The organism is Pseudomonas glycinis, assembly GCF_054871425.1.
In genome coordinates this window covers 122295-145182 of the sequence record NZ_JBTYHF010000002.1, presented here as the reverse complement: position 1 = coordinate 145182, position 22888 = coordinate 122295, and the positions used below count along the sequence as shown (strand labels likewise).

Sequence of the window (22888 nt, the reverse complement as noted above, 5' to 3'; positions counted from 1 at the left end):
AATGCAGCCCGGGACGCTCTGCGTTCCAAAAGGCCGAACGCGGAGCGTCCGTTGAGGCATTCCCACGCAGAGCGTGGGAACGATCAGGTGGGAGCGAGCCTGCTCGCGAAGGGGTTTCTCAGGCGCTATGGGACTGCTGGTAATCCGAGAGGGCCGGCAACAATTGCTTGTCGATCGCCTGACGCACCGCCGGCTGAATGCTGGCGCCGCTGGTGTACATGTCCTTGACCATCTTGCGCAGTTCGAATGCGCGAACATTGTCCAGGCCACGCACCGCACACTCGCAGGCCTGCTCGGCGGTGGTACCGCTCGGCACCTGAATACCCAAGGCCTTGAGCTGGCCCAACAGATCTTCCTGGTCAATCAAATCGGCGTACATCATTACGCAAATCCTTCTGTGGCAACGGAGGTCTTGGCTCGATTCTGGTGGCCCCGACCGGACGCGACAAGGGCGTTTTGTCGCGGTGGCCGGGACGACTATGAACAGGTCGTTTTCGGCTAACCGACTGGATGGGCGACTAGGCACACTGGCTCCAGCTCGCTTCACGAAGGTTTGGTCACCCTCGCCTGGCAGCTCCTCAACAGTACCCTCCTCAGCTCCGATCCTGTCACGGCTTGATCGGAGTTTTTTTTGCTTGTGATTCAGTTAGTAGCGCGTTGTTTGGACTGACGCTTTCGCGAGCAAGCTCGCTCCCACAGTTGAAATGCATTCCAATGTGGGAGCGAGCTTGCTCGCGAAGGTCGATGACGCGGTCTATCTTTGTAACACCAGAATCCGCGACAACAACTCATCCCGGTCGACATAGCAGCCCTGAAAATGCCGCGCCCCGGTCGCTGGATCAAAGGCATTGCGCGCATGCAGCGTGCGGCGGTTGTCAAAGCACCACAACTCGCCCGGCTTGAGCCGCTGCATCAGCCGAAACCGCGGCTCGCGGGTCATCGCAATAAAGCGCCGATAGGCTCGATACAGCAGCGGCATCTGCGCCACCGACGTATCGAACGCCCCGCGCAGAAAGTTGGCCATGCGAATCTCCGCCACCCGGCCCAGCGCATCCACAGCGATGATCGGCGCCAGGCAGCGATAATCGCTGTGCCGGTCCTTGTTGCGAAATTCCACGGGGATTTCGCACAGGGCCTCAAACAGCTGCGGCTCCTCCTGACGCAAGGCCTCGGCGATCGCAAAACCATCGACGAAAATACTCTCGCCACCCTCGGCATCATTCACCAGGCAATGCAGAAATTGCAGCCCCGGTTGCAGCTCGCGAGTCGGCAGATCCGTGTGCAATGGCAGGTTGAAGGCGGTGTAGGCGTTGCTGTCGGCATCGGCTTTGGATTGCACATTGAACAGCACGCCGAAGTTGCTTTCGCGGATGAAGGAAATCCGCTGCGCGATGAGTTTCAGCGAGCCCGGCTCGGTGGGCACGCCGCGCACTTGGGTCAGGCCGATGTCGCGCACGGCGAGCAACCATTGCAGCAGCGCGGCGTTGTCGTTCATCAGCGCGATGTAGTCGAACACCGGCAATTGCAGATCGCTGTGCCACAAATGGGGCTGCGGTTTGCCGGCCAGGCGTTCGGCGCGGGATTCATCGTCATAGGCATGTGCGCGCAACCAGCCCGGATCGAAGCGGCTCAGGTGACCGTCCTGCCAGTCGATGCGCAGGCAACCATCGCTGTCGATGCGCGTGGCCAGCGGTCGCAAATCCTCTGCTGCATCGACGCTCTCGAAAACCTGCTCGCGAGTGACGCTGTAGACACATTGATCACACGGGCAATTGTCGCGCAGCCATACGTGGTGAAACGGGCTGACACGCCCGTCAGCCCATTCGATGACAACGCGATCCGCCAGACCCTGCACGCCACCGAGCGCGCTGATCAACGGATAAGTACGAAAATCGGCAACAGCGACGGCGGTGTTCATGGCGGCTCCTTGGCAGTGGGGGATTTACCGAGCGGGTGGCAGCGCGATCACGCGGCCGATGTAAGCGGGAGCGGGCAGGTCGGTCTGATCGGCGACGATGGCTTGCAGGCGATGCAACGTATCAGGGCTGAACGGCGCCGAGCGCGGGCCGGCGAGGTCGACGTGCAAAAGCATCTGTTCATTGCCGGCCAGCGCTTGCTCATCGCCGACCTTGTGCAGGCTGTGATAGAGGTGCAGGCGCTTGCTGTCATAGCCGATGATTTGCGTGCGCACTTCCACCTCGGTGTCGAGTTTCACTTCGTGCAGATAATTGAGGTGCAGTTCGAGGGTGAACAGCGTGTGGCCGCTGGCCTCGCGGTTGCTGCTGTCCATGCCGAGGCGGTCCATCAGGGCATCGGTGGCGTAGCTGAAGATCAGCAAGTAAAAGGCGTCGCGCAGGTGGCCGTTGTAGTCGACCCAGTCGGGGATGATGGTGGTTTGGTAGGTGGTGAGTGTGGGCATGATTGGGTTCCGGCAGGTGGCGGGTCGTTAGGGTCAAGAGCAACCCCCTCACCCCAACCCTCTCCCCCAAGGGGGCGAGGGGGAAAGGGAGCAGATCGGGGGCCTTTCAAAACTCGAGTTCGGCTCGATAGATCAGGTCGGTGCAGCTCGCATAAACACCGCGGTCGGTCCCCTCTACCTCTGGGAGAGGGCTAGGGTGAGGGCAGCGGTCTGAAGCGGAACCATCACTCGCTGAAACTCATCCCATGCTTCTCTTTGGTGGTCTTCACCGCTTCAAGCACCGCCAGCAAACAGTCATCACGATAGCGCTCCAGCGCGGAAATGCTGTGCCGACCGAGCTGATCAGTGGTGCCATCGACCACATCATTGATCAGCTTGTCGGTCAGCTCCGGTGCTGGCAGATATGTCCACGGCAACTGCAACGCCGGACCGAATTGCGACATGAAGTGCCGCATGCCGGCATCGCCGCCGGCCAGGGTGTAAGTCAGGAAAGTGCCCATGAACGACCAGCGCAGACCGGCGCCAAAGCGAATCGCATCGTCGATCTCGCCGGTCGTCGCGACACCGTCATTGACCAGGTGCAACGCCTCACGCCACAGCGCTTCGAGCAGGCGATCGGCGATGAACCCCGGCACTTCCTTGCGCACATGCAACGGGCTCATGCCGAGGGATTCGTAGACTTGCATCGCCGCTTGCACCGCCTCTGGCGCGGTATTCTTGCCGCCGACGACTTCGACCAGCGGCAACAGATAAACCGGGTTGAACGGATGCCCGACCACGCAGCGTTCAGGGTGCGTCGAACTCTCATAGAACTCGCTGGGCAAAAGGCCTGAAGTGCTGGAGCCGATCAGCGCATCGGGCTTGGCGGCGGCGCTGATCTTGCTGTGCAGATCGAGCTTCAGTTCCAGCCGTTCCGGGGCGCTTTCCTGGATGAAGTCGGCGTCACGCACGCACTCCTCGATGGTTGCGACAAAACGCAGACGGTCCTGCGAAGCGCCGGGCGCCAGGCCGTTCTTTTCCAGCGCGCCCCACGCATTGGCCACGCGTTGGCGCAATGCCGCCTCGGCGCCGGGCGCCGGGTCCCAGGCCACTACATCAAGTCCGTGGGCGAGGGCGCGGGCGACCCAGCCACTGCCGATGACACCGCTGCCGAGAGCGGCGAAGGTTTTGATTTCGGTGATAAAGCGCATGGCGATTTCCTGAGAGAGTTCGGTGATCCCTGTGGAAACTCTGTTCTCGTGGCGAGGGGATTTATCCCCGATCGGCTGCGAAGCAGTCGTAAAACCAGTGCTCTCGGTCTATCTGATGCCCCGGGTTGTCAGGTTTTGGGGCGGCTTCGCCACCCATCGGGGATAAATCCCCTCACCACAAAATTTATGTTCACAGGGAGAGAGGGTGAGGTTCAGCCGCGCTGGGTCAGGCCCATTTTTTTGCGACCTTCGGCCGGCGTCAGCACGCGGGCACCGAGGCGGCTGAGGATTTCCGTGGCGCGTTCGACCAATTGGCCATTGGTCGCCAGCACGCCTTTGTCCAGCCACAGGTTGTCTTCGAGGCCGACCCGCACGTTGCCGCCCAGCAGCACCGCTTGCGCCGCCATCGGCATCTGCATGCGGCCGATGCCGAAACCGGCCCAGACCGCGTCGGCGGGCAGGTTGTCGACCATGGCTTTCATCGTGGTGGTGTCGGCCGGCGCGCCCCACGGGATGCCCAGGCACAGCTGGAACAACGGGTTGTCGAGCAAGCCTTCCTTGATCATCTGCTTGGCGAACCACAGATGCCCGGTGTCGAAAATCTCCAGTTCGGCCTTCACCCCCAGTTCGGTGATGCGCTTGGCGCCGGCGCGCAGTTGCGCCGGGGTAGAGACGTAAATGGTGTCGCCGTCGCCGAAGTTCAGCGTGCCGCAATCGAGGGTGCAGATTTCCGGTAGCAGTTCTTCAACATGGGCGAGACGGGTCAGCGGACCGACCAGATCGGTGTTCGGGCCGAACTCCATCGGCTTCTCGCCAGGGCCGATTTCCAGGTCGCCGCCCATCCCGGCGGTGAGGTTGACGATGATGTCGACGTCCGCCTCGCGGATGCGCTCCATCACTTCGCGGTACAGCGCCACGTCACGGCTGAACTTGCCGGTCTGCGGATCGCGCACATGGCAGTGCACCACAGTGGCGCCAGCCTTGGCCGCTTCCACCGCGGCAGCAGCAATCTGTTTCGGGGTGACCGGCACGTGTGGACTTTTGGCGGTCGTGTCGCCAGCACCGGTGAGTGCGCAGGTGATGATGACGTCGTGGTTCATGGTGCGTTTCCTTCAGGCGTGATGGGTCTGTCCGCAGCCCGCTACCGGGCTGCGAAGCGTGGTTCAGTGGCCTCTCCCATCTGGGAGAGGGGGGGTCAATAAAGGTTATTTGCTGGTCAGCTGGAGGTTTTCAGCAGCCGGTTTGCCATCGAAAGTCGTCACACCTTCAAGCCAGCGCTGCTTGTCTTCGGGGTGATCCTTGAGCCACTGCTTCGCCGACTCGAAGGCATCCTTGTGATCGAGCAGCGGCTGCATCATCCGGCTCTCGGATTCGGCGGTGAACGTCAGGTTGGTCAGCAGGCGGCCGATGTTCGGACATTGCTCGGCGTACTTCGGTGACGTGACCGTCCACACCGTGGCCATGCCTTCGTTCGGGCCGAGGGCGTCTTCGCTGCCGGTCAGGTAGGTCATCTGAATGTTGACGTTCATCGGGTGCGGCGCCCAGCCGAAGAACACCACGGCTTCCTTGCGCCGCACGGCGCGGTCGACGGCGGCGAGCATGCCGGCCTCGCTCGATTCGACCAGCTGGAATTTGCCCAGACCAAACTGGTTCTTGGCGATCATCGCTTTGATCTGCGTGTTGGCGCCCGAGCCTGGTTCGATGCCGTAGATCTTGCCGCCCAATTCCTTCTCGAATTTGGCGATGTCAGCGAAGGTTTTCAGGCCCTTGTCAGCCAGATATGTCGGCACGGCGAGGGTGGCGCGAGCGTCTTTCAGGCTCGGTGCTTCGAGCACTTTGACCTGATTGGCCTCGACGAATGGCGTGATGGTCTGGGTCATCAGCGGGTTCCAGTAGCCGAGGAACAAGTCCAGGCGCTGATCGCGAATCCCGGCAAAGATGATCTGCTGCGAGGCGCTGGTCTGTTTGGTGCTGTAGCCGAGGCCGTCGAGCAGGACCTGGGTCATGGCACTGGTGGCGATCACGTCAGTCCAGTTGACCACGCCCATGCGTACGTTCTTGCAGGAGGCCGGTTCGGCCGCCATCACGCCGGTGCTGAAGAAAGCGGTACCGCTGAGTGCAAGAACGCAGCTGCTGATCAGTCGTTTCATGTCGGGTTCCTCGGCAGTTCGATTATTGTGGTTCCCGGCATCTGCGCGCCGGTGAGGCCAAGTTACGCAGCTATGCACCCGTGAAAGCGCACTGCGGCGACTGGCATTTGCACTGTAGCGACCTGCACGCTTGAACGCCGCCGATAATCGGCGTATCAACGAGCCACGCGACCCGCCAACCGAGTGCGCCCATGTCCCAGGATTTCTACTTTTTGCTGATGCCGGGGTTCTCCGCCATCGGCTTTATTTCCGCGATCGAACCGTTGCGCGTGGCCAACCGCTTTCGCGGCGAGTTGTACCGCTGGCATGTGCTCAGCGCCGATGGCGGCGCGGTACTGGCGAGCAACGGCATGTCGGTCAACGCCGATGCGGCACTGGAGCCGCTGAAGAAAGGCGCGACCTTGCTGGTGGTGGCCGGCTTCGAACCGCTGAAGTTCATCACGCCGACGCTGGAGCACTGGTTGCGCAGGCTGGATAAGGACGGCGTAACCCTCGGTGCGATCGACACCGGCAGCTTCGTCCTTGCCGAAGCTGGCCTGCTCGACGGCCATCGCCTGACCCTGCACTGGGAGGCGATCGATGCCTTCAAGGAATCTTATCCACAGCTCAGCGTGACTCAGGAGCTGTTCGAGATCGACCGGCGGCGGATCACCTCGGCGGGAGGTACGGCCTCGATTGATCTGATGCTCGACCTGATCGCACAGGCCCACGGCCCGCAACTGGCGATTCAGGTCAGCGAGCAGTTTGTGCTCGGGCGCATCCGCCCGCGCAAGGATCACCAGCGCATGGAAGTCGCCACGCGTTACGGGATCAACAACAAGAAACTGGTGCAGGTGATCGGCGAAATGGAACAGCACAGCGAACCGCCGCTGACCACGCTGCAACTGGCGGAGTCGATCAAGGTGACCCGGCGGCAACTGGAGAGGTTGTTCCGGCTGCACCTGAACGATACGCCGAGCAATTTCTATCTGCGGTTAAGGCTTGAGAAGGCGCGGCAATTGCTGCGCCAGACCGATATGAGCGTGCTCGAAGTCAGCATTGCCTGTGGTTTTGAATCACCGTCGTATTTCACCCGCAGTTATCGCGCGCGTTTCGCCCGCTGCCCCCGGGAAGACCGGCGTACCGCGCAGGCGTGAATGGTTTCAGCGACACCCTAGAACCCTGTGGGAGCGGGCTTGCCCGCGATGAGGCCAGCACATCCAACATTGTTATTGCCGGACACACCGCCATCGCGGGCAAGCCCGCTCCCACAGGTTCGAAGGTGATTTCGGGAATCGGGTTATTTCTTCACCAACGCCGAACACGCCGCTTTGTACGCCTCATGCTGATACTTGTTCAACGTCCCCGGCAGCTCGAAATTGTGCTTCTTGGCCTGGGCATTGATCGTCTGTGGCGACAGCAGCGTCACCTCACAGCCATCAAGCAACTGAAACACACCCTCGATCTTGAACGTCGTCGGCCCACCGGCAAACTCGCCCTTTTTGCTGCGCTTCTTGATCGCGATCCGGTCCACCGAATTCTCCCGCACAAACGACGCCACCTGCGCCGCGAACCGCCGCACGTTCGCGGCCTCGTCATCGTCATCCAGAGCAATCTTTTTTGTGGCGAGAGGGACGTGGCTCAACGTCGAACCGTCGAGCGCCGCCACGGCGATGATCGCTTCGCTGCCTTTGATTTCAATGCCGCAGATGTTCATGGAAATTCCTTTGAATAAAGAGGGCAGCCTACAGCTCAAGCTGACTGGCTGTGATGCCGAACGCGGCGGCAATTTTCTCGCGGGTAGCCTTGCGGGGTTTGGCGACTGTTTCCTGCTGGGCAAACGCCGGTTGCGAGATGCCCATGCGCTTGGCCACTTCTTCCTGAGTCAGGTTGAGATATTCGCGCCAGGCGCGGATCGGTGTTGCGCCATCAACCATATGGCTGACCACTTCATGAGGAATCATTGATTTATCCTTTGTATGTTTATTCCTGCCCGATCGACTCCAAAAACTCCGACCGTTCATCACTCATCCGCGCGACACAATCATTCTGCGCAATGGTGAAGGCCTTGCTCCCCGCCGTGGCCGGGAACGCTTCCACCGCGCAATCCGCATCCCGCGTCTTCAACCATTGTTGCTGGGCGGTTTTCAGTTTGGCGGTGATGTCGGCCAGTTGCGTCGGGTTCTTGCCGTAGGCGGTCTGCATGCGTTCGCTGAGGCTGGCGTAGTTGTCTTTGAGCAGGTCTTCGGCGGTGCTGCGGCTGTAGGCGGAGCATTCCAGGGTCTGGATGTCGTTTTCCACCGCGTCGCACGGGTTGTTCTCGGATTCTTCGGCGGCGTGGGCGCCGGTCGCAATCAGTGCCAGGGCGAGGAAGATCGATTTCATTGGGGTCGCTCTAATCCGTTGGTAGGTGCAGGCTGCGGCAGATTCTGGCGCAAGCGCGCGGGCTTGAACAGCCAGCCGAGGAGGGCGGCTGACGACCCTTTGTCGCGGATTGACGCTTTCGGCAATTCCCCTGTCGTTTTTGCACCCGGTCGCCCCGGCACCGAGGCATATGCTGGCCCCAAAGCGCCGGCAGACGATTCGGCGCATGAATTGCCAATAAGGGGACGCCTGATGAGCCCAGCCGAACTACACGCCGACAGCATCGTTATCGACGGTCTGATCATTGCCAAATGGAACCGCGAGCTGTTCGAAGACATGCGCAAGGGCGGTCTGACGGCAGCCAACTGCACTGTGTCGGTGTGGGAAGGCTTTCAGGCGACCGTGAACAACATTGCTGCCAGCCAGAAACTGATCCGTGAGAACAGCGATCTGGTGATGCCGGTGCGCACTACCGCCGACATCCGTCGGGCCAAGGAGCAGGGCAAGACCGGTATCCTCTTCGGCTTCCAGAATGCCCACGCTTTCGAAGACCGGATCGGTTATGTCGAGGTGTTCAAGCAGCTCGGCGTTGGCATCGTGCAGATGTGCTACAACACCCAGAATCTGGTCGGCACCGGGTGCTACGAGCGTGATGGCGGCCTGTCAGGTTTCGGTCGCGAGATCGTTGCCGAGATGAACCGCGTCGGCGTCATGTGCGACCTGTCCCACGTCGGTTCCAAGACATCTGAAGAAGTCATTCTCGAATCGAAAAAACCGGTCTGCTACTCGCACTGCCTGCCGTCGGGTCTCAAAGAGCACCCGCGCAACAAGTCCGATGCCGAGCTGAAGTTCATTGCCGACCACGGCGGGTTTGTCGGCGTGACCATGTTCGCGCCGTTCCTCGCCAAGGGCATCGATTCGACCATCGACGATTACGCCGAAGCGATCGAATACACCATGAACATCGTTGGCGAAGACGCCATCGGTATCGGCACCGATTTCACTCAGGGTCACGGCCAGGACTTCTTCGAATACCTGACCCACGACAAGGGTTACGCCCGCCGCCTGACCAGCTTCGGCAAGATCATCAACCCCCTGGGCATCCGCACCGTCGGCGAATTCCCCAACCTCACCGAAACCCTGCTCAAGCGCGGCCATTCCGAGCGCGTGGTGCGCAAGATCATGGGCGAGAACTGGGTAAGCGTTCTTAAGAACGTCTGGGGCGAATAACGCTTTCTCAAGACCGCCGCCGATCTGCCCCCTCTCCTGCGGGAGAGGGTTGGGGTGAGGGCCGCGGCCAACACTGAACCATCATTTTTCTGGAGTTAAGTTTCCATGGCCAAGATCGCCCCGCAATTGCCAATCGAAGTCGACAGCGAGACCGGTGTCTGGACCTCCGACGCCCTGCCAATGCTGTATGTGCCGCGTCACTTTTTCGTCAACAACCACATGGGCATCGAGGAAGTGCTCGGCGCTGAAGCCTATGCCGAGATCCTCTACAAGGCCGGCTACAAATCTGCCTGGCACTGGTGTGAGAAAGAAGCCGAATGCCACGGCCTGGAAGGCGTCGCGGTGTTCGAACACTACATGAAGCGCCTGTCGCAGCGCGGCTGGGGCCTGTTCAAGATCCAGGACATCGACCTCGACAAGGGCACCGCCAGCGTCAAGCTCGAGCACTCGGCATTCGTCTATGTCTACGGCAAGGTCGGGCGCAAGGTCGATTACATGTTCACCGGCTGGTTCGCCGGCGCCATGGACCAGATTCTCGAAGCCCGTGGCAGCAAGATCCGTACTGTCGCCGAACAAGTCTACGGAGGCTCCGAAGAGGGCCACGATGACGGCTTGTTCATCGTCAAGCCGTTGTAAGCCGAGGACCGTGCCATGGCTTTCGAAGCAATGTTCCAGCCGATCCAGATCGGCAAACTGACCATCCGCAACCGCGTGCTCAGCACCGCGCACGCCGAGGTCTACGCGACTGACGGTGGCATGACCACCGACCGCTACGTCAAATACTACGAAGAGAAAGCCAAGGGCGGTATCGGCCTGGCCATCTGCGGCGGTTCGTCCGTCGTGGCGATCGACAGCCCGCAGGAATGGTGGAGCTCGGTCAATCTGTCCACCGACCGGATCATTCCGCACTTCCAGAATCTGGCCGACGCCATGCACAAGCATGGCGCCAAGATCATGATCCAGATTACCCACATGGGCCGTCGCTCGCGCTGGGACGGTTTCAACTGGCCGACCTTGATGTCGCCCTCGGGCATCCGTGAACCGGTGCACCGCGCCACTTGCAAAACCATCGAGCCGGAAGAGATCTGGCGAGTGATCGGCAACTACGCCCAGGCCGCGCGCCGGGCCAAGGCTGGTGGCCTCGATGGCGTCGAACTGTCGGCCGTGCACCAGCACATGATCGACCAGTTCTGGAGCCCGCGCGTCAACAAGCGTACCGATGAATGGGGCGGCAGCTTCGAAGGGCGGATGAAGTTCGGCCTGGAAGTCCTGAAAGCCGTGCGCGCCGAGGTCGGTGATGACTTCTGCGTGGGCATGCGCCTGTGCGGTGACGAGTTCCACCCGGACGGCTTGTCCCACGAGGACATGAAGCAGATCGCCAAGTATTACGACGACACCGGCATGCTCGATTTCATCGGCGTGGTCGGCTCGGGTTGCGATACCCACAACACCCTGGCCAACGTTATTCCGAACATGAGTTATCCACCGGAGCCGTTCCTGCACCTGGCTGCCGGGATCAAGGAAGTGGTCAAGGTGCCGGTGTTGCACGCGCAGAACATCAAGGACCCGAACCAGGCCACGCGCATCCTTGAGGGCGGTTACGTCGACATGGTCGGCATGACCCGCGCGCACATCGCTGACCCGCACCTGATCGCCAAGATCAAGATGGGCCAGATCGACCAGATCAAGCAGTGCGTCGGCGCTAACTATTGCATCGACCGTCAGTATCAGGGTCTGGACGTGCTGTGCATTCAGAACGCCGCGACCTCCCGTGAATACATGGGCGTGCCGCACATCATCGAGAAATCCACCGGGCCGAAACGCAAGGTGGTGATCGTTGGTGCCGGCCCGGCCGGGATGGAAGCCGCACGCGTGGCTGCCGAGCGTGGCCACGACGTCACGCTGTTCGAGAAAAAAGACTTCATCGGCGGGCAGATCACCACCGCATCGAAAGCACCGCAGCGTGACCAGATCGCCGGCATCACCCGCTGGTTCCAGCTGGAACTGGCGCGGCTGAAAGTCGATCTGCGCCTGGGCACGGCGGCGGATGCCGACACCATCATGGACCTGCGTCCGGATGTGGTGGTACTGGCGGTCGGCGGTCATCCGTACCTTGAGCAGAACGAGCACTGGGGCGCGGCCGAAGGGCTGGTGGTCAGCAGCTGGGACGTGCTCGACGGCAAAGTTGCGCCGGGCAAGAACGTGCTGGTCTACGACACCATTTGCGAGTTCACCGGGATGTCGGTCGCCGACTTCCTCGCCGACAAGGGCAGCCAGGTCGAGATCGTCACCGACGACATCAAACCGGGCGTGGCCATCGGCGGCACGTCGTTCCCGACCTACTACCGCAGCATGTACCCGAAAGAAGTGATCATGACCGGCGACATGATGCTGGAGAAGGTCTACCGCGAAGGCGACAAGCTGATCGCGGTGCTGGAGAACGAATACACCGGCGCGAAAGAGGAGCGGGTGGTCGATCAGGTGGTCGTCGAAAACGGCGTGCGCCCGGACGAGGAAATCTACTACGCCCTCAAGGACGGCTCGCGCAACAAGGGCCAGATCGACGTCGAAGCGCTGTTCGCGATCCAGCCGCAACCTTCGCTGAGCGAAGCGGGCGACGGCTACTTGCTGTTCCGCATCGGCGACTGCGTGGCGCAGCGTAATACCCACGCCGCGATCTATGACGCCCTGCGACTCTGCAAGGATTTCTAAGACACGTTAACTGATCGTTCCCACGCTCCGCGTGGGAATGCAACCAGGGACGCTCCGCGTCCTTTGTGACGCAGAGCGTCACGGGATTCATTCCCACGCAGAGCGTGGGAACGATCATCGAACGCCGTGTTTCTCCAGGCTGTCTGGTGGGAGCTTCACCATGTTGAACACCCTTCTTCCAATCCTGTTGTTCGCAGCCCTGGGCCTTGCGGTCCTCGGCGCGTTGCGGCGGATGAACATGTGGCGCCGGGGGCGGGCGGCGAAGGTCGATCTGCTCGGCGGTCTGCTGGCCATGCCCAAGCGCTACATGGTCGACCTGCACCACGTCGTCGCGCGGGACAAATACATTGCCAACACCCACGTCGCCACGGCGGGCGGTGCGGTGGCGTCGATTGTGCTGGCCATTCTGGTGCACGGTTTCGGCCTGCATAACCGCATCCTTGGCTACGCCTTACTGCTGATGTCTGCGGTGATGTTCGTCGGCGCGATCTTCATGTACCTGCGCCGCGTCAATCCGCCTGCGCGTCTGTCGAAAGGCCCATGGATGCGCCTGCCGACAAGCCTGCTGGCCTTCTCCGCGTCGTTTTTCCTGGTGACCCTGCCGGTGGCGGGGATCCTGCCGGAAAACTTCGGCGGCTGGCTGCTCGCAGTCATCCTCGGTGTTGGCGTGCTGTGGGGCGTGTCGGAACTGTTCTTCGGCATGACTTGGGGCGGGCCGATGAAACACGCCTTTGCCGGAGCGCTGCACCTGGCCTGGCACCGTCGCCCGGAACGTTTTGGCGGCGGGCGCTCGACCGGTTTGAAGCCACTGGATCTGAACAATCCCGATGCGCCGCTGGGCGTGGAAAAACCCAAGGATTTCACTTGGAACCAGTTGCTCGGTTTCGACGCCTGCGTGCAGTGCGGCAAGTGCGAAGCAGCGTGCCCGGCCTTCGCCGCCGGCCAGCCGCTGAACCCGAAAAAACTGATTCAGGACATGGTCGTCGGCCTCGCCGGCGGCACTGACGCGAAGTTCGCCGGCAGCCCGTATCCAGGCAAACCGATCGGCGAGCATGGCGGCAGTCCGCATCAACCGATCGTCAACGGTCTGGTCGACGCCGAAACCCTGTGGTCTTGCACCACCTGCCGTGCCTGCGTCGAGGAGTGCCCGATGATGATCGAGCACGTCGATGCGATCGTCGACATGCGCCGGCATCTGACCCTGGAAAAAGGTGCGACGCCGAACAAGGGTGCCGAAGTCCTCGAAAACCTGATCGCCACCGATAACCCCGGCGGTTTCGCCCCGGGCGGGCGGATGAACTGGGCGGCGGATCTGAACCTCAATCTGCTCAGCGAAAAGAAGTCCACCGACGTGCTGTTCTGGGTCGGCGACGGCGCCTTCGACATGCGCAACCAGCGCACCCTGCGCGCGTTCGTCAAAGTGCTGAAAGCGGCAAACATCGACTTCGCCGTGCTCGGCCTTGAAGAACGTGACAGCGGCGATGTGGCGCGGCGTCTCGGCGACGAAGCGACGTTCCAGTTGCTGGCCAAGCGCAACATCCAGACGTTGGCCAAATACAGCTTCAACCGCATCGTCACCTGCGATCCGCACAGTTTCCATGTGCTGAAAAACGAGTACGGCGCCTTCGATGGCAACTACCTGGTGCAGCACCACAGCACCTACATGGCCGAGATCATTCAGGCCGGCGCGCTCAACCTCGGTCAGCACAAAGGCAACAGCGTGACCTATCACGATCCGTGCTACCTGGGCCGCTACAACGGCGAGTACGAAGCGCCGCGCGAAGTGCTGCGTGCCCTCGGCATCGAAGTCAAAGAGATGCAACGGTCCGGCTTCCGCTCACGCTGCTGCGGCGGCGGTGGCGGCGCGCCGATCACTGACATTCCGGGCAAGCAGCGCATCCCCGACATGCGCATGGAAGACATCCGCGAAACCGGCGCCGAACTGGTGGCGGTGGGTTGTCCACAGTGCACGGCGATGCTCGAAGGCGTGGTTGAACCGCGTCCACTGATCAAGGACATCGCCGAACTGGTCGCCGACGCGTTGCTTGAGGACGCCGCGCCAAGCAAGCCTGCCACGCCGGCCAAACGTGAACCTGCGGAGGTGCACTGATGAGCGACATTATCCGCCGCGACCCGCGCGCCGAATGGATTGCGCGCAACCGCCTGCATCCGCTGCACGCGGCGATGCAACCGGCGCAGCACAGCTGGATGGGGCCCAACGGCGTCATTCGCAAGAATCTGCACGGCCTGGGTTTTATCGGCCCCAACGGCATCAAACGCATTGACCGCAGCGGCGCGCAGCAGGGTGGGGCGGTCAAACGCTCGGCTGCTGTTGAAGTGCAGTTGCCGCTGCATCAGGTACCGGCTCCGGCGTTCTACATCAGCGTGGTGCCGGATATGGTCGGCGGTCGCCTGAGCAGCCACGACCGCGATCTGCTCGGCCTCGCTCACCAACTGGCCGGCAGCGATGGTGCGGTGCTTGCTGTGGTGTTCGGCGAACACAAGGAAAGCGCTTTCGAAACCGCGGGCGTTGATCGCTTGCTGGTGCTTGAAGGCGAGGAATTCAGCGGTTATGCACCGGAACAACGGGTGCAGGGTATGCGCGCTGTGGATAACCAATTCAATCCGCATCACTGGTTGCTGCCGGACAGCCGCAGCGGTGGCGGCGAACTCGGCCGGCGCTTTGCTGCAGCCTTGGGCGAGCGCCCGGCCACGCGGGTCTGGCAGGTCAAGGATCAGGAATGCATCGGCCGCGCCGGGGCCGGATTGCAAGACTTGGCGCGTCCAGTGGCGCGGTTGATTCTCGCCGCTGCCGAATGCGCAGAACCGGTCAGCGAAACCCGTCACGAAGCGTTGCCAGTGGAGTTATCCACAAGCGTCGCGCGCAGCTTGTCGCGCATCGAAGATCTCGGCGCAGTGGCGGTAGATCCGGCGGCGATTCCGATGGCCGAAGCCGAGTTCATCTTCTCCGGCGGTAACGGCGTCAAGGACTGGCAGTTGTTCCACGAAACCGCCGCAGCCCTCGGCGCCACCGAAGGCGCTTCGCGGGTTGCGGTGGACGATGGCTTCATGGCCCGGGATCGCCAGGTCGGCGCGTCCGGCACCTGGGTCACTGCGCGGGTCTATGTGGCTGTGGGTATCTCCGGCGCGATCCAGCACCTGCAAGGCATTGGCGCCTGCGACAAGGTGGTGGCGATCAACCTCGATCCGGGTTGCGACATGATCAAGCGTGCCGACCTTTCGGTGATCGGCGAAAGCGCAGAGATTCTGCAAGCGTTGATCGAAGCGGTCGCTGCTTACCGCAACGAAGCCAAGCGCGATGCGGCGTAAGGAAACCCTATGAACACGAACGTTATCAGTCTGGTTTCAATCGGCGCTCACCCGACTTCGGGTCGGCCACGGCGCGCCGATCAGGATGCGCGCGCGGTGGAACTGGGCCTGCAACTGGCTGGGGATAACCTGCAAGTGCTGCACGCCGGTGATGTTGCCGAACCGGCCCTGCGTGCCTATCTGGGCATGGGCCTGGAACAGCTGCATGTGCTGGAACAACCCGCCGGCGCCGATGCCTTGCCGGCGCTGACCGCGTACCTGCGCGATGCCGGAGCGCAAGTGGTGCTGACCGGCAGCCAGGCGGAAACCGGCGAAGGTTCGGGGATGTTGCCGTTCCTGCTGGCCGAAGGTCTGGGCTGGCCGCTGGTGGTGGGCCTGGCGCAGGTCGAATCGATCAATGATGGTTCAGCGCTGGTCCTGCAAGCGTTGCCGCGCGGCCAGCGACGCCGCTTGAAGGTCAAACTGCCGTTTCTGGCCACTGTGGATAACGCCGCGCCGAAGCCTCGGCAGAGCGCGTATGGCCCGGCACGACGGGGCGAATTGGCCGCCGATGACGTTGAAGTGGTGGAGGACCAATTGTTGGCCGTCGCCACGCTGCAACCGGCCAAGCCACGGCCCAAGCGCTTGAAGGTGATCAAGGCCAAGAGCGGCGCCGACCGGATGAAGGCCGCGACGGCCAAGGCCAGTGGCGGCGGGGGGCAGGTGCTCAAAGGCGTCACCGCACAGGCTGGGGCGGAGGCGATTCTGAAGCTGCTGATTGAAGAGGGCGTTGTCCGCTGAAAAGCCCCTCACCCTAGCCCTCTCCCAGAGGGAGAGGGGACCTACCGCGGCGAATTGGCCAAGTACACCGACCTGCGACATGGCGGTGGCCTTGGTCTGGCCAAGCCTGAGATCAATACAATGTTTCAGGTCGATGTAACCTCACCAGTCGACGCGGTCGGCCCCCTCTCCCTCTGGGAGAGGGTTGGGGTGAGGGGAAGCGGCTTACCCACATTCCCTGTTGGCGAAGCTGTGGATAACGTGTTCGCCCTTCCGCGCACCCCACGCCATTCAAGCCTTCCAGCCATAAGATCAAAAAACGATCAGCGTAACTCACGGATTTGTGAGGCTTTTCCCTCGGTATAAATCGAGAACTTGCCCCCAATCTCTGTTGGCGCTTCTGTGGATAAGATGTTCGCTATCAGCTGTAGGCCATATGGAACGAGGCTTACGGAAGGTTGATCATTTCCTGATCAAATGAGCTATCCAAGCAAAGAAAGCGTCCCGCAAGAGCACTTTTCCCCGTCCGCACGGTTTTTTCCACAGGCCAGCCAAAGTTACCCCCGATCTCTGTTGGCGCTTCTGTGGATAACGTGTTTGCTACCTGCTAGAGGCCTTTAAATATTAGGTCTACAGCGATTCGATCAAAAAACAACCAATCGTTTTCAGAAACCATGCTTATGGATAAGTCACGGTTTTTCTTTGCAAATCAGCAGGATAATTTTCAAGTCATCCACAGTTACCCCCATTTGCTGTGGGCGGGTATGTGGATAACTTGTTTGCGGAAGGCTGGAGGGCTTGATGGGTATGGGGGCGGGGGTGATTGGTCGGAAATTGATCAACTGAAAGATGTAGCGTGGGTCAGGACGCCTTCGCGAGCAAGCTCGCTCCCACAGGGGAATGCATTCCACCTGTAGGAGCCGCCGCAGGCTGCGATCTTTTGCTCTTGATCAGCCCTGAACCGGAACGCCTTTGAGGTAAGGCGCAGGCTCGGCCCCGAGGTTGTTCAACATGCGCTCGCTGTACCAATCGACGAAGTTGACCACGCCGAATTCATAGGTTTTGGAGTAAGGCCCAGGCTGGTAAGCGGTGGAGTTGATCCCGCGCTGGTTTTCCTCAGCCAGACGGCGGTCCTGATCGTTGGTCGCGTCCCACACCTGGCGCATGCGCTCGACGTCGTAATCGACACCTTCCACCGCATCCTTGTGCACCAGCCACTTGGTGGTGACCATGGTTTCCTGGGCACTGATTGGCCACACGGTGAAGACTATGATGTGGTCGCCCATGCAGTGGTTCCACGAGTGCGGCAGGTGCAGGATGCGCATCGAGCCCAGATCGGGGTTCTTGATGCGGCCCATCAGTTTGGCGCAGCCCTGTTTGCCGTCGAGCGTCATCGACACGGTGCCCTTGAGCAGCGGCATGCGCACGATACGGTTGCGCAAGCCGAAACTGGCGTGGGCGTAAGGGATCTTTTCCGCTTCCCAGGCAGCGGCGGAGGCGGCGACGTGATCCTTGAACGCCTGATCGGCGCGCGGGTCGGTGACGTCGTCCCACTCCAGCAGGGTTTTCAACAGTTCCGGGTGCGACGCGTTGCAGTGGTAGCACTCGCGGTTGTTTTCCAGCACCAGTTTCCAGTTGGCTTTCTCCATCAAGGTGGTGGTAATCGCCACCTTGGTGTTCTCCATGTCGTACGGTTCCATGTAATGGTTGAGCGTCGACAGGAAGTCATCGATGGCCGGCGGGTTCTCCGCCAGGCTGATGAAGATGTAGCCGCCAGCGGTTTTCACGTTCACCGGTTTGAGGCCGTATTGCTTCATGTCGAAGTCGGCGCCCATCTCGGTGCCGGCGAACAGCAGGCGACCGTCCAGTTCGTAAGTCCACTGGTGGTAATGGCAGACCAGTTTGGCGACTTTGCCTTTATCACTGGTGCACAGGCGCGAGCCACGGTGACGGCAGACGTTGTGGAACGCGTGCACCACGCCCTCGGCGCCGCGAATGACGATGATCGGGTTCTTGCCGACCTGCAGGGTCAGATAGTTGCCCTTGGCCGGGATCTCGCAGGTCATGCCGGCGATCAACCATTCCTTCTGGAAGATCTCCTGCATATCGATATCGAACAGACGTTCGTCGCTGTAGAACGGCTGTGGCAGCGAAAAAGTGCGCTCGCGCTCCTGAAGCATTTGTGCGGTGGCCTTGCGTGCGGGTTCCAGCGGATCGCCCAGGCTGATTTTTGCGGTGACGTCCATCGATGTAATCCTCATGGCCCTCTGCGTGGCCGGCGAAAGTGGCTGATCAGGTGTGCTGCAAAACGGTTGCTACGCAAGGTGTAAAGAAGTCGTCTTGTGTTGGGCGAGTGTGGGGCCGGCGCTGGGGGGAACCTTATCCATGCGCGACATGGCGCAATCTGTTCCCGACGCGCAAGCCCCGGTGTTCAAGGGCTGGTCGCGATAAGTATGTCAATGTCGCGGATAGGTAAACGCGCGGTCTGCGCTATACGCAGAATCGCCGACAAGAGGCCGACAGTCGGCCGTGGAGAACAGCATGTCCAACAGCTTCCTGAATCCGGTCACCACCCAGACCTGGGCCAATGGCCGACACATTGTCCGTTGCGTCAAAGTCATCCAGGAAACCTGGGATGTGCGCACCTTCTGCTTTATGGCCGACCAGCCGATCCTGTTCTTCTTCAAGCCGGGGCAGTTCGTCACCCTGGAGCTGGAAATCGAAGGCCAGCCGATCATGCGCTCGTACACGATTTCCAGCTCGCCGTCGGTGCCGTACAGCTTTTCGGTGACGATCAAACGCGTGCCGGGCGGCAAGGTCTCGAACTGGTTGCACGACACTTTGCATGAAGGTCAGGAGCTGGCGGTGCACGGCCCGGTCGGGCTGTTCAACGCGATCGACTTCCCGAGCCCGAAGGTCCTGTATCTGAGCGGTGGCGTCGGCATCACCCCGTGCATGTCGATGGCGCGCTGGTTCTACGACACCAACGCCAACGTCGACATGACTTTCGTGCACAGCGCGCGGTCGCCGAAAGACATCATTTACCACCGCGAACTCGAGCACATGGCGTCGCGGATCGACAACTTCAGCCTGCACCTGATCTGTGAAAAGCACGGCCTCGGTGAGCCATGGGCCGGTTATCGCGGTTACCTGAACCACAAGATGCTCGAACTGATGGTTCCGGACTTCCTCGAACGCGAAGTGTTCTGCTGCGGCCCGACGCCGTACATGACTGCGGTCAAACGCTTGCTGGAAGCGGCCGGCTACGACATGTCGCGCTACCACGAAGAATCCTTCGGCGCCACGCCACCCGAGGCCCGCGCCGACGCGGTGGAACAGGCCGAACAAGCCGCCGATGCGCCGGAAATCGACGCCGCGGATCTGCATCAGGTGGAATTCACCGCCTCCGGCAAAAGCATTCGCGTCGGCCCGGGCGAAACCGTCCACGCAGCCGCCGCCAAGCTCGGTCTGATGATCCCGAAAGCCTGCGGCATGGGTATCTGCGGAACGTGCAAGGTGATGAAACTGGGCGGCGAAGTGGAGATGGAGCACAACGGCGGGATTACCGAGGATGACGAGGCGGAAGGATTTATCCTGTCGTGCTGCAGCGTGCCGAAGGGGGATGTGCGGATTGGGTTCTGAGGCTTTTATGATCGTTCCCACGCTCCGCGTGGGAATGCCGCCCGGGACGCTCCGCGTCCCCTTTCAATACCAGCGCTGAACCTCGATCAGTCCCTCAGTTCCCGCGTAGTCCCTGGCACTCGAATAACGCCAATGCTCCGGTAAATCCACATATCCGCGTTTCAGCGGATTGTTGTGGATGTATTCAAGCTTCTGACGCATCACTGATTCGCTATAGACCATCTCCGCGTGCGCACCTTCCTGCCACAGCTGATACACCCGGTCCTGTTTGTGCGCACGCTTGCTGAAGCGCAGGCGCTGCAAGGCTTTGTCGGCGCCTTTTGTTTGCAAGTCATTGATGATTTGTCGCGCGGTGAAGGACTTGAACTGGCTGAGGCATTTGCTCAGATCGGGTGCTTGGGCGACGAAGTGCAGGTGGTTTTCCAGAATCACGTAGCCGTATAGCTTCAAGTCATGATGAGCCTGTTGATATCGCCAGCAGTTGAGCAGGTGCTCAACGATGTACGGGCGAATGAATAACGGCAACCACTCCATTACGGTGCAGGTGAGGAAGTGCGGTTTGTCGGCTTCGGTAATCGTATAGCGGCTGCGGCCCATGGGATTCGATCCTTGAATCTTGCGGTGCGAATGAGATGGAACGCGGAGCGTCCCGAGATGCATTACCACGCAGAGCGTGGGAACGATCAGGGTGAGGCCGGAGTAGGGAACGTGCTAGAAGAGACGTCTGCAACTACAGTGGGAAAAGTCATTCCCGACCTAAGATCGTTCCCACGCTCTGCGTGGGAATGCAGCCACTGACGCTCCGCGTCATAGCGGTTTTCAGCCTGTCGCCAAGGGTGAAGCTGGAACGCGGAGCGTCCCTGGAGGCGTTACCGCGCGGAGCGTGGGAACGATCAGGGTGGGGCAGATGTGGAGATAAAGATCGTTCCCACGCTCTGCGTGGGAATGCAGCCACTGACGCTCTGCGTCATAGCGGTTTTCAGCCTGTCGCCAAGGGTGAAGCTGGAACGCGGAGCGTCCCGGGAGACATTCCTTTGCTGCGCGTGGGAATGATCATGGGCGGGATCAGGCCGACATGACCTCGCGAATATCGCGCGCCAGTTCGCGCACGCGCTCTTCGTCGGTGTCCCAGGAGCACATGAAGCGTGCGCCGCCCTTGCCGATGAAGGTGTAGAAGCGCCAGTTCTTTGCAGTCAACGCAGCGATGGCCGGCTCGGACAGTTGCAGGAACACGCCGTTGGCCTGCACCGGGAACATCAGTTCGACGCCGGGAATGTCGCTGACCAGTTCTGCCAGCAGTTGCGCGCAGTGGTTGGCGTGGCGTGCGTATTTGAGCCAGGCGTCGTTTTCCAGAATGCCGACCCACGGTGCCGACAAAAAGCGCATCTTCGACGCCAGTTGCCCGGCCTGCTTGCAGCGGTAATCAAAGTCTTCGGCCAGTTTGTGGTTGAAGAACAGGATCGCTTCACCCACCGCCATGCCGTTTTTCGTGCCGCCGAAGCACAGCACGTCGACGCCGGCTTTCCAGGTCAGGTCGGCGGGCGAGCAGCCGAGGAATGCGCAAGCGTTGGAGAACCGTGCGCCGTCCATGTGCAGGTGCAGGCCCAGTTCCTTGCAGGTTGCGCTGATGGCGCGGACTTCTTCCGGGGTGTAGACGCTGCCGACTTCGGTGGCCTGGGTCAGGGTCACCACGCGCGGTTTCGGGTAGTGGATGTCCTGACGCTTGAGTGCGACTTCGCGGATCGATTGCGGGGTGATCTTGCCGTTTTCAGTGCCGGCGATCAGCAGCTTCGAGCCGTTGGAGAAGAATTCCGGAGCGCCGCATTCGTCGGTTTCGACGTGGGCGGTTTCCGAGCAGATCACGCTGTGGTAACTCTGGCACAGCGACGACAGGGCCAGCGAGTTGGCGGCGGTGCCGTTGAAGGCGAAGAACACTTCGCAGTCGGTTTCGAACAGTTTGCGGAAATGATCCGCCGCACGGGCGGTCCATTCATCGTCGCCGTAAGCGCGCTGGTGGCCGTGGTTGGCCTGTTCCATGGCAGCCCAGGCTTCAGGGCAGATCCCGGAATAGTTGTCGCTGGCGAATTGTTGGCTCTTGTCGGTCATGGCCGGCTTCCGTAATCGAGACTCTTGTGAAGGCTCGTGGTCAATGAGGATGCGCACTTTACCGAAGATCGTCCGGGGAGCACATGCGATGTCGGGTGGGGAAAATTACCAGTTTATGGGCCGATTATGCACCTGAGCCAACGCGACGGCGCCCTGGATCTGCTCAAATGGCTGGCGTTGCTGAGCATGTTGCTCGATCACCTGCGATATATCGGCTTCTCCGTCGATTGGTTGTATGTGCCCGGGCGATTGGCGTTTCCATGGTTTTGCCTGGCGATGGCGGCGAATCTGGCACGAGACGATTCGCGCAAAATGGAATGGCGCTATCTGGGCTGGCTGTTGCTGTTCAGCGCCATCAGCGAAGTCCCTTATCGCTTTTATATCCCCGACCCTGACACGTTCAACGTGATGCCGACGCTGGCGCTGGGCTTGCTGGTGGCGCGCGGCTGGCAGGACTCAGCGTCGGTGGCGCGATTGCTCGCACTGGCCGCGCTGGTGGTTGCGGCGGTTTTTTCAGAACGACTGATGTTCGGTTTCTTCGGCGTATTGTTGCCATTGGCGATGCTGCTGGTTTTCCGCCGACCCTGGTATTTCAGCCTGTTGCCGGGGCTGGTGTGTCTGGCGGCGAACCAATGGCAGGTGCTGCTCGAATCGGCGCGTTTCGGCAACAGCGTGGCGATGCTTGGGCTGGCGGCCTGTGTGTTTGCGCCGATGCTCGGAATGTTCTTGTTGCGACATGGGCGACATCTGCAGCCACCACCGATGCGGCGCTGGGCGTATGCGCTGTATCCCGCGCATTTCCTACTGCTGCTACTTATCCGCCAGCTCGCCGCTTAACCCTGTGGGAGCTGGCTTGCCAGCGATAGCGGTGGTTCAGCCACCATCCATGCCAGATGTGCCGCCGCCATCGCTGGCAAGCCAGCTCCCACAAGGTCATTTCCAGCCATGTCGTAAACGCACCTTTGCGTGGCGTCCGCAGGCATTTGAGCTGTCTGTGCCGGTCATAC

At 61.0% G+C, this 22888-nt stretch carries 20 protein-coding genes and 1 pseudogene; 9 read left to right on the top strand and 12 right to left on the bottom strand.

The genetic code is table 11. From position 1 onward, the window contains the following. Positions 1–118 precede the first annotated feature (118 nt). The 6 genes from ACYSTU_RS04720 to ACYSTU_RS04695 form a co-directional block, all read right to left on the bottom strand. A complete protein-coding gene (locus tag ACYSTU_RS04720) occupies positions 119–382 on the bottom strand; it encodes a hypothetical protein (protein WP_016772808.1) in 264 nt (87 codons plus the stop codon). 372 nt (positions 383–754) lie between these two features. After that, positions 755–1918 carry a gamma-butyrobetaine dioxygenase gene (locus ACYSTU_RS04715; RefSeq protein ID WP_136493088.1) on the bottom strand — a complete coding sequence of 388 codons (1164 nt, stop codon included), beginning with the start codon at positions 1916–1918 and terminating at the stop codon, positions 755–757. Between the two features lie 24 nt (positions 1919–1942). Next, on the bottom strand, positions 1943–2419 hold the full coding sequence (locus ACYSTU_RS04710; protein WP_498996414.1) for a thioesterase family protein: 477 nt from the start codon (positions 2417–2419) through the stop codon (positions 1943–1945). Positions 2420–2643: 224 nt separating this feature from the next. After that, positions 2644–3609: an L-carnitine dehydrogenase gene (locus ACYSTU_RS04705; protein ID WP_125916605.1), complete on the bottom strand. Its 966-nt coding sequence runs from the start codon at positions 3607–3609 to the stop codon at positions 2644–2646. A 212-nt stretch (positions 3610–3821) separates the two neighbouring features. Then, a complete protein-coding gene (cdhC, locus tag ACYSTU_RS04700; RefSeq protein WP_024014602.1) occupies positions 3822–4709 on the bottom strand; it encodes a 3-dehydrocarnitine:acetyl-CoA trimethylamine transferase CdhC in 888 nt (295 codons plus the stop codon). Positions 4710–4814: 105 nt separating this feature from the next. Then, on the bottom strand, positions 4815–5759 hold the full coding sequence (locus tag ACYSTU_RS04695; RefSeq protein ID WP_016772813.1) for a choline ABC transporter substrate-binding protein: 945 nt from the start codon (positions 5757–5759) through the stop codon (positions 4815–4817). Positions 5760–5950: 191 nt separating this feature from the next. Here ACYSTU_RS04695 and ACYSTU_RS04690 point away from each other — a divergent pair, with 191 nt between their 5' ends. Next, entirely contained in the window at positions 5951–6895 is a 945-nt protein-coding gene (locus ACYSTU_RS04690) for a GlxA family transcriptional regulator (RefSeq protein WP_122748164.1), read from the top strand. 143 nt (positions 6896–7038) lie between these two features. Here ACYSTU_RS04690 and ACYSTU_RS04685 read toward each other — a convergent pair whose 3' ends face one another. From ACYSTU_RS04685 to ACYSTU_RS04675, 3 genes and pseudogenes are all read right to left on the bottom strand, one after another. Beyond that, positions 7039–7455 carry a DUF3010 family protein gene (locus ACYSTU_RS04685; RefSeq protein ID WP_016772815.1) on the bottom strand — a complete coding sequence of 139 codons (417 nt, stop codon included), beginning with the start codon at positions 7453–7455 and terminating at the stop codon, positions 7039–7041. 28 nt (positions 7456–7483) lie between these two features. Beyond that, positions 7484–7711 (bottom strand): annotated as a pseudogene (locus ACYSTU_RS04680) (helix-turn-helix domain-containing protein); the annotation flags it as partial. Between the two features lie 10 nt (positions 7712–7721). After that, positions 7722–8123, bottom strand: coding sequence for a lysozyme inhibitor LprI family protein (locus ACYSTU_RS04675; RefSeq protein ID WP_125925563.1), 402 nt, complete (start codon positions 8121–8123; stop codon positions 7722–7724). Positions 8124–8354: 231 nt separating this feature from the next. Here ACYSTU_RS04675 and ACYSTU_RS04670 point away from each other — a divergent pair, with 231 nt between their 5' ends. The 6 genes from ACYSTU_RS04670 (at position 8355) to etfB (ending at position 16154) form a co-directional block, all read left to right on the top strand. Then, positions 8355–9332 (top strand): dipeptidase, encoded by a 978-nt coding sequence (locus ACYSTU_RS04670; RefSeq protein WP_498996406.1) that lies wholly within the window; start codon positions 8355–8357, stop codon positions 9330–9332. 105 nt (positions 9333–9437) lie between these two features. After that, on the top strand, positions 9438–9968 hold the full coding sequence (locus ACYSTU_RS04665) for a 4-vinyl reductase (protein WP_039757633.1): 531 nt from the start codon (positions 9438–9440) through the stop codon (positions 9966–9968). A 15-nt stretch (positions 9969–9983) separates the two neighbouring features. Continuing rightward, positions 9984–12044 carry a dimethylglycine demethylation protein DgcA gene (gene dgcA / locus ACYSTU_RS04660; RefSeq protein ID WP_041476756.1) on the top strand — a complete coding sequence of 687 codons (2061 nt, stop codon included), beginning with the start codon at positions 9984–9986 and terminating at the stop codon, positions 12042–12044. Positions 12045–12204: 160 nt separating this feature from the next. After that, the gene (gene dgcB, locus ACYSTU_RS04655) at positions 12205–14154 is read left to right on the top strand and encodes a dimethylglycine demethylation protein DgcB (RefSeq protein ID WP_498996400.1); all 1950 of its coding nucleotides are present in this window, start codon (positions 12205–12207) and stop codon (positions 14152–14154) included. Continuing rightward, the gene (etfA, locus tag ACYSTU_RS04650) at positions 14154–15374 is read left to right on the top strand and encodes an electron transfer flavoprotein subunit alpha (RefSeq protein ID WP_498996396.1); all 1221 of its coding nucleotides are present in this window, start codon (positions 14154–14156) and stop codon (positions 15372–15374) included. The genes dgcB and etfA overlap by 1 nt, the downstream gene beginning before the upstream one ends. A 9-nt stretch (positions 15375–15383) precedes the next feature. After that, positions 15384–16154: an electron transfer flavoprotein subunit beta gene (gene etfB / locus ACYSTU_RS04645; protein WP_024014592.1), complete on the top strand. Its 771-nt coding sequence runs from the start codon at positions 15384–15386 to the stop codon at positions 16152–16154. 929 nt (positions 16155–17083) lie between these two features. Here the strand turns inward: etfB and gbca are convergent. Further along, a complete protein-coding gene (gene gbca, locus ACYSTU_RS04640; RefSeq protein WP_122748161.1) occupies positions 17084–18379 on the bottom strand; it encodes a glycine betaine monooxygenase oxygenase subunit in 1296 nt (431 codons plus the stop codon). Between the two features lie 295 nt (positions 18380–18674). Between gbca and gbcB the strand changes: the two genes are divergently transcribed. Beyond that, positions 18675–19775 (top strand): glycine betaine monooxygenase reductase subunit, encoded by a 1101-nt coding sequence (gene gbcB / locus ACYSTU_RS04635; RefSeq protein WP_498996383.1) that lies wholly within the window; start codon positions 18675–18677, stop codon positions 19773–19775. A 63-nt stretch (positions 19776–19838) separates the two neighbouring features. Here gbcB and ACYSTU_RS04630 read toward each other — a convergent pair whose 3' ends face one another. Together ACYSTU_RS04630 and ACYSTU_RS04625 are read right to left on the bottom strand one after the other, a co-directional pair. Then, complete coding sequence (locus ACYSTU_RS04630; RefSeq protein ID WP_336353267.1) at positions 19839–20372, bottom strand: REP-associated tyrosine transposase; 534 nt, start codon at positions 20370–20372, stop codon at positions 19839–19841. 468 nt (positions 20373–20840) lie between these two features. Beyond that, positions 20841–21881 (bottom strand): threonine aldolase family protein, encoded by a 1041-nt coding sequence (locus ACYSTU_RS04625; protein ID WP_217878935.1) that lies wholly within the window; start codon positions 21879–21881, stop codon positions 20841–20843. Between the two features lie 126 nt (positions 21882–22007). Here ACYSTU_RS04625 and ACYSTU_RS04620 point away from each other — a divergent pair, with 126 nt between their 5' ends. Continuing rightward, a complete protein-coding gene (locus ACYSTU_RS04620; protein ID WP_498996379.1) occupies positions 22008–22718 on the top strand; it encodes a TraX family protein in 711 nt (236 codons plus the stop codon). The last annotated feature ends 170 nt before the right edge of the window (positions 22719–22888 follow it).

Excerpts from the sequence above, each read along its gene's own strand:
- ACYSTU_RS04695 (WP_016772813.1), bottom strand. The coding sequence starts at position 5,759 with ATGAAACGACTGATCAGCAGCTGCGTTCTTGCACTCAGCGGTACCGCT.
- cdhC (WP_024014602.1), bottom strand. The coding sequence starts at position 4,709 with ATGAACCACGACGTCATCATCACCTGCGCACTCACCGGTGCTGGCGAC.
- gbcB (WP_498996383.1), top strand. The coding sequence starts at position 18,675 with ATGTCCAACAGCTTCCTGAATCCGGTCACCACCCAGACCTGGGCCAAT.
- ACYSTU_RS04685 (WP_016772815.1), bottom strand. The coding sequence starts at position 7,455 with ATGAACATCTGCGGCATTGAAATCAAAGGCAGCGAAGCGATCATCGCC.
- ACYSTU_RS04620 (WP_498996379.1), top strand. The coding sequence starts at position 22,008 with ATGCACCTGAGCCAACGCGACGGCGCCCTGGATCTGCTCAAATGGCTG.
- ACYSTU_RS04690 (WP_122748164.1), top strand. The coding sequence starts at position 5,951 with ATGTCCCAGGATTTCTACTTTTTGCTGATGCCGGGGTTCTCCGCCATC.
- ACYSTU_RS04675 (WP_125925563.1), bottom strand. The coding sequence starts at position 8,123 with ATGAAATCGATCTTCCTCGCCCTGGCACTGATTGCGACCGGCGCCCAC.
- etfB (WP_024014592.1), top strand. The coding sequence starts at position 15,384 with ATGAACACGAACGTTATCAGTCTGGTTTCAATCGGCGCTCACCCGACT.
- ACYSTU_RS04625 (WP_217878935.1), bottom strand. The coding sequence starts at position 21,881 with ATGACCGACAAGAGCCAACAATTCGCCAGCGACAACTATTCCGGGATC.
- ACYSTU_RS04665 (WP_039757633.1), top strand. The coding sequence starts at position 9,438 with ATGGCCAAGATCGCCCCGCAATTGCCAATCGAAGTCGACAGCGAGACC.
- etfA (WP_498996396.1), top strand. The coding sequence starts at position 14,154 with ATGAGCGACATTATCCGCCGCGACCCGCGCGCCGAATGGATTGCGCGC.
- ACYSTU_RS04720 (WP_016772808.1), bottom strand. The coding sequence starts at position 382 with ATGATGTACGCCGATTTGATTGACCAGGAAGATCTGTTGGGCCAGCTC.
- dgcA (WP_041476756.1), top strand. The coding sequence starts at position 9,984 with ATGGCTTTCGAAGCAATGTTCCAGCCGATCCAGATCGGCAAACTGACC.
- ACYSTU_RS04705 (WP_125916605.1), bottom strand. The coding sequence starts at position 3,609 with ATGCGCTTTATCACCGAAATCAAAACCTTCGCCGCTCTCGGCAGCGGT.
- dgcB (WP_498996400.1), top strand. The coding sequence starts at position 12,205 with ATGTTGAACACCCTTCTTCCAATCCTGTTGTTCGCAGCCCTGGGCCTT.
- ACYSTU_RS04715 (WP_136493088.1), bottom strand. The coding sequence starts at position 1,918 with ATGAACACCGCCGTCGCTGTTGCCGATTTTCGTACTTATCCGTTGATC.
- ACYSTU_RS04710 (WP_498996414.1), bottom strand. The coding sequence starts at position 2,419 with ATGCCCACACTCACCACCTACCAAACCACCATCATCCCCGACTGGGTC.
- ACYSTU_RS04670 (WP_498996406.1), top strand. The coding sequence starts at position 8,355 with ATGAGCCCAGCCGAACTACACGCCGACAGCATCGTTATCGACGGTCTG.
- ACYSTU_RS04630 (WP_336353267.1), bottom strand. The coding sequence starts at position 20,372 with ATGGGCCGCAGCCGCTATACGATTACCGAAGCCGACAAACCGCACTTC.
- gbca (WP_122748161.1), bottom strand. The coding sequence starts at position 18,379 with ATGGACGTCACCGCAAAAATCAGCCTGGGCGATCCGCTGGAACCCGCA.